This window comes from Akkermansia muciniphila (genome assembly GCF_018709685.1).
Taxonomy (GTDB): Bacteria; Verrucomicrobiota; Verrucomicrobiia; order Verrucomicrobiales; family Akkermansiaceae; genus Akkermansia; species Akkermansia muciniphila_E.
Genome location: NZ_JABDHQ010000035.1, coordinates 1 through 1,178, shown reverse-complemented (window position 1 = coordinate 1,178; position 1,178 = coordinate 1). Strand labels below are relative to the sequence as shown.

Here is a 1,178-nt window from a genome sequence, read left to right as displayed (position 1 = left end):
GACTGGATCAGGTAGCCGGGAGCCGCCGTATACACCGACCCCTTGGCCGCGTCCTGGTTCGGGTACCCTCCCTTGGGCGTGATGACCATGTCGGAAAGTTCGTCAAACGTGCTGTTGATGGAGCTTTCGTCAATAGCCGCCTGAAGCGCACCCTTCACCCCCATCTCCCCGCTCTGCAGGCGGCGGTTGACAAAGTCGGACATGTTCAGGAAGGGCCCCCTCTTCTTGACCTCCTTGACCATGTTCTGGGCCAGGGACTTGATCTGGGAGTCGCTGAGCGTTCTGAGGTCCGACCACGCCATGGCCTCCCCGTCCGGGATGCCCTGCGTGACCCCCACCGAGCCGTAGTCGTCCACGTGGGACTTGTCGCTGCTGGCCACCCCGAAGCGGGAGAAGGCCGTCTGGCTGTTGCTGAGCACGGAGGGCATGCCGCTCCTGGAGTAGAGGAGCTTTCTCTTTTTCAGCCCCAGCAGGGTGGCCTCCCAGGCGCGCTGGGAGGTGGAGTTGACGTTGAAGCCTCCGGCCACGGTGAGGTACTTGCCGGCCTGCTTGTAGCCCTCGTCGGCCTTGGAGAGTTCGTCCACGACGGCTTCGGCGGGCTTGCCCTGGAGGTCCGGGACGAAGCGCCTGTTGGCAATGCCCGCGGCCTTGTTGGAGGAGGCGTCCGTGGAGAAGGCTTCCTTCAGGACGGTTTTGAGTTCTTCCTTGCCCGTGCCGCCGATGCTGGAGGGGCGGGAGGCCAGGGAGGAGGCAAACCAGGAGTCCCAGAGGGCGTCGTTGATCATCAGGCCGTGGTCCCAGAAGTCCCCCAGGGAGGCGTCTCCCATGATTTCATTGTGGGAGAAGACCTTGTCCGGTGGGAGCATGGGGTCGGCAAAGGCGTTGCCAATACCCACGCCCGGAACACCGGACTGGTAGGCGAAGCGCTTGGCGATGGCCGCCTTGGAGTCGGTCTTGTACCATCCCGGGGTGAGGCGGCATCCGGCAAAGCCCGCCAGGCTGGAGGGCTGCTGGAAGGGGAGTTCAGCGGCCACGATCTTGTTGACCTGCTCGGCGCCCGGTCCGCCGAAGGGGGAGAGCCTGGTGCCGTCGTTGGAGAGGATGTTGGAGATGGTGATGGGGAAGAAGTCGCTGTTGGCGTTCTTGACTTCAAACTGGTAGGGGCTGTAGAGGCGTCC

1 pseudogene is annotated in these 1,178 nt (G+C 63.9%); it reads right to left on the bottom strand.

The window, feature by feature from the left end:
• A pseudogene (locus HHJ06_RS11640) lies at positions 1-1,178 on the bottom strand (hypothetical protein); the annotation flags it as partial.